Source organism: Pseudarthrobacter sp. YAF2 (assembly GCF_052113345.1).
Lineage (GTDB): Bacteria > Actinomycetota > Actinomycetes > Actinomycetales > Micrococcaceae > Arthrobacter.
In genome coordinates this window covers 1-4,575 of sequence record NZ_JBFRDA010000039.1, presented here as the reverse complement: position 1 = coordinate 4,575, position 4,575 = coordinate 1, and the positions used below count along the sequence as shown (strand labels likewise).

Annotated in this window: 2 protein-coding genes and 1 rRNA gene; all 3 read right to left on the bottom strand. The window is 66.8% G+C overall.

Annotated features, from left to right (window positions below; all coding sequences use genetic code 11):
* Positions 1-276: 276 nt before the first annotated feature.
* Positions 277-3,309, bottom strand: coding sequence for a glycoside hydrolase family 2 TIM barrel-domain containing protein (locus AB4Y79_RS21540; protein WP_441866223.1), 3,033 nt, complete (start codon positions 3,307-3,309; stop codon positions 277-279).
* A 94-nt stretch (positions 3,310-3,403) separates the two neighbouring features.
* The gene (locus AB4Y79_RS21535) at positions 3,404-4,411 is read right to left on the bottom strand and encodes a LacI family DNA-binding transcriptional regulator (protein WP_441866221.1); all 1,008 of its coding nucleotides are present in this window, start codon (positions 4,409-4,411) and stop codon (positions 3,404-3,406) included.
* A gap of 73 nt (positions 4,412-4,484) precedes the next feature.
* Positions 4,485-4,575 (bottom strand): 5S ribosomal RNA (gene rrf / locus AB4Y79_RS21530); the annotation flags it as partial.

The following is a 4,575-nucleotide window of genomic DNA, read 5'->3' as shown; positions in this document are numbered from 1 at the left end:
ACTCCACAAACCAGGATCCCCACCCAACACGGCGCGCAACATACCGCACCATTTTCAGGCCATTCAGAAGGGGTTTGGCCGCTATCTTTCCGCATCAGCGGCGGCGACTCAGAAAACAATACACGCCCACCAACCCCGCCGCAAATCAGGGATTACGGGCTCCGCACGCCGCCGGAAACCGCGTATTTCCGGGGTTTCAGGCGGCGCACACCAGGCTCCCACCCCAATCGCGGCGGGTCCGGGTTGATGTTGGGTGGCTCACATTCCGCAGCGGCCTTACTCGAGGACGCGGAAGATGACGTCGAACTCGGCGTCACGGGGCTTCAGCCGGTAGGGCTCCAGGACACCGGGTCCACACGCCGCAGTCCCCACACCCCGCCGGGCGTGATCAACGTAAACGTAGCTGCGTCCGTCGGGAACCAGGTCGGGACGGTGCCTGGCGGCCGCGAGTACATTCAGGCCATAGGGCCTGACAGTCAGGGCAAAGGGTTCTCCGGAGAGATGCAGCTGCTTGCCGCCGGTTTCCAGAACCGCGTGCCGTACGCCGGCACGCGCCCCGGATTCCTGCGGCCGGACGTAGTCCACGTCCAAGCCGGCAAGCGGCAACTCGAACCACCCCGTTCGCGCGCCCTGGCCGGTGTCCGGGTAACTCTGGTGCGGACCCTGCCCGAACCAGTTCACCGTGGTTGTCCCGGTCCCCAGGACGAGCTCCAGCCCGATCCGTGCCCATTCGACGTCGAACCCGGCGTTGACCCAATCCCCTACGGGCTTGACGCGGGTGCGCAGGGCCAGTTCGCCGGAGTTGCTGGTCCACAGGTAATCGACCAGGACGCCGTACTGCTTGTCCGCGGCGCCGACGCGCGTGCTGACGCGGAGCCGCTCGCCGCCGTCGGCCGCGGGTTCCGCCGTGATGCCCAGCAGGCGTGTGTGGAGGCGGTCAAGTCCTGCGTCCTTCCACTGGGTGGCAAGCGGCCGCTCGTCGATGCTCCCCCATTCCCGGCCCAGGTCGTTGTCAGTGGGTGGCCACCACAGGACCAGCCCCAGCTTGTCGACGGGAAGGCCACCAATGGACGTGGGCATGCCGGTGGACCGGCTGAATCGGGCGGGACCAAGCCTTAGTTCGTCGTCCATGACCTCGATTCCGTCCCCCGCGGGCAGCCCAGGATCCTGTGCCGCAATGCGGGCCCCCTGACCCCATGCGACCTCGTGGCCGGCCCCGGCCCAGGCCGTATCCGAGGCAAGCACGGCGCTGACCGTCAGCACCGCAGACTGGCTGGATCCCAGGGCGGCCGCATACCCGGCAACTTCCGCCGGCAACTCCACAGCTGTTTCGGACTGCGGCGCTATGGGCGCAACGGCCACTGACCCCTCAAGCCGGGTGTCGCCGTCGGCCTCAACCTTGTACTGGAAGCTGAAAGCGGACGTGTCCGCAAAGTCCTGGCCGTTGCGTACGGCGAAGCTGGCCCAATCCTGCCCAACCTCTATGTGCAGCGGCTCAATCACCTTCTTGAAGTCCAGCAGCCCGGGGCGGGGCTTGCGGTTGGCGTCAACCAGGCCGTCAGTGACGAAGTTTCCATCATGGATCTCTTCACCGAAATCCCCGCCATAGGCGAAGTGTTCGCCGCCATCGGGGTCCGGCACGGTGATGCCGTGTTCCAGCCACTCCCAGACGAAGCCGCCCATCAGCCGCGGGTACTTCTCGAACAGTTCCTGGTATTCGCTCATGCCGCCGGGCCCGTTGCCCATGGCATGGACATATTCGCAGAGCACGAACGGCATGGCGCGGCGCCGGGCGTCCAGTTCGGCATTCTCGAGGGCCGGTTCGATTCCTTGGCCGATCAGCGCCGTCTCGGCCTGGCTGGCATACATCCGGGAGTAGACGTCCACGTCGGGCGATGACCAGTCGCCTTCGTAGTGGATGGGGCGCGACGGGTCACGGTCCTTGGCCCAGCGCGACATGGCCGCAAGGTTCCGGCCTGTGCCCGCCTCGTTGCCCAGGGACCACATGATGACCGAAGGATGGTTCTTGTCGCGCTCCACGGTGCGCTGCATCCGGTCCACCAGGGCTTCTTCCCATTGCGGATCGTCGCTGGGGTTCTGCGCCCATCCGGCCCCCACGAATCCGTGCGTCTCGAGGTCGCATTCGAGGACCACGTAGAATCCGAGCTGGTCGGCCAGGGCCAGGAATTCCGGATGCGGCGGGTAGTGCGAGGTACGGATCGCATTGATGTTGTGCTGCTTCATCAGCCGCAGTTCGGCTTCCACCACGTCCCGCGGAAGCACGCGGCCCAGCCGGGGGTGGTGCTCATGCCGGTTCACGCCGCGGAGCAGGATGCGCCGGCCGTTGACCTTGAACTGCGCGTCTTCGATAGTGATGCTGCGGAAGCCCACCTGCACGGAGGCGGTCTCGCCGGCCGTGCTGACGGTGGCGTCATACAGGTGCGGCTCTTCCGCTGACCACGGCTTGACGCCCGGGACAGCCTGTTCAGTCCCGGCGGCCAGTTCCAGGCCGAGTTCCGGGATGCGTACGACGGCGTCAACCACCTTTCCGGCCCGGGTCACCTCGACGCGCAGCGTGCCGTGCCCCGTCTTGTGGTCGTAGTCTGCATGGACGAAGAGATCGTCGATGCCGTCCGTGGGCCGCGCCTGGAGGGTTACGTCCCGGAAGATCCCCGGGAGCCACCACATGTCCTGGTCCTCCACGTAGCTGGCGGCGGAGAACTGGGCCACCCGCACCGCCAGGGTGTTGGTGCCTTCCACCAGGATGCCTGACACGTCGAATTCGTGGGCCAGCCTGCTGCCGCGGGTGGTTCCAAGTTCCACCCCGTTCAGCCATACCGTCCCGGCGGAGTCAATGCCGTCGAACCGCAACAGCGCGTGCGGGAGAAACTCGGGGCCGGCTTGGAAGGTCACCAGATGGTCCCCGATGGGGTTGGCTTCCTGGACGAACGGCGGTTCCACGGCAAAGGGGAACTGGACATTGGTGTACGCCGGGGAGCCGTGGCCGTGCATGCTCCAGCTGGAGGGGACGGGCAACGGAACGAAGCCGGCCAGGTCCGTTCCGTACTGCCACCCGTCATGGGGCGCAGTCCGGATTCCAGGGCTCAGCCTGAGCTGCCAGTCTCCGTTCAGCGACAGCTTGGGAGCGTCAGTTGCCAGGTAGGAGCGTGGGGGCAAGCTTCCCCTTCCTGGCGCCAGCGAGGCCAGCTCCCGGACCCCCTCCTGCCCCAGTTCCAGGCTGGGGGTGGAGTTCGCGGCGCCGTGGGGGTCCTGACCGCCGGCAGTTGCGGCGGGAATGTGGAGTGACATGGGTTTCCTTGCTGCAAGTATCTGGGATAGAGCCGCGTGAACGTTCACGTGATCACGCTTAAAGCCTATCCGTTACCTTCGTTTTTGAGTAGGCCTAGGCGGATTGGCGGAGAACCAGCTGGTGCCGAAGGATCAGGTGGGCCCCGGTGCCGCCTTCCGCGAGCGTGCCTGCGAGGAGTCCTTCCAGGAGGCCGACGGCGGCGCGGCCCACCGCGCGCAGGTCAAGGGCAAGGGTGGTCAACTCCGGCGTGAGCAGCTCGCCGAGCGGTATCCCGTCCATACCGATGACGGCGCAGTCACGAGGGACAGCTTTGCCGGAAGCCTGCAACGCTTTCAACGCACCGGCGGCCATCAGGTCATTGAAGGCGAGGATCGCATCCACGGGCCGCCCACCCGCGGTCAGGAGGGCCACGGCGGCCTTGGCCGCGGCAGCAGAGGGTGCCGCCTGGAACCGGGTGAGCTGCACTCCAGTTTCCTGGGCCACCGCGGCCGCTGCAGCGCTCCGGCTGCCGGCAGGCGCGCCTTGGTCCGAGTCCAGGAAGGCGATGTTCGCGCAGCCCCGGGAGGCCAGGTGGGCAAGGGCCAGCCGTGCCGCGTGGTGATAGTCGAACGAGATGCCGCCGGCGGTTCCCGCGCCTGGCGAGTCAAGGGCGACGACGGGCCGGCGGCCCATGAGCGCCTGTGCCTCGTCCGCGTGGGGCGCCAGGTAGCCGATCAACGCGTCCACCTGCGGTGCGAGCCTGGCGGCGGAGTCCACGGCGCTGCCGGTGCCGTGCCCGTAATCATCAACCACCACATTCCAGCCGCGGCCGGTAGCCGCCTCAACCACGCTGGACGCAAAGGCCGGGAAGTAGGGGTTGGTCAGGTCCGGGATGGCGAGGCCCACAGAAACCCTGGCTCCCTGGACCAGTCCCTTGGCGAAACGGCTGGGGGTGTAGCCCAGCTCTGCGGCAATCTTTTGGACGCGCTCACGGGTATCGGGGCTGATGCCGGCCATATCGTTCATGGCCCGGGTTACGGTCTGCCGGGAGACTCCGGCGGCTGCGGCGACATCCAGGATGGTGGCCCGCTTGCCGTTGCGGCTTGTGCTTCGGGGGGTCATAGACCGTAAGTCTAAGTGGTTGTGTTAAATGTGGGAGGCCCCAACCGTGTGGTTGGGGCCTCGACCAATGATTGTCCGGCGGTGTCCTACTCTCCCACACCCTCCCGGGTGCAGTACCATCGGCGCTGTGGGTCTTAGCTTCCGGGTTCGGAATGGGACCGGGC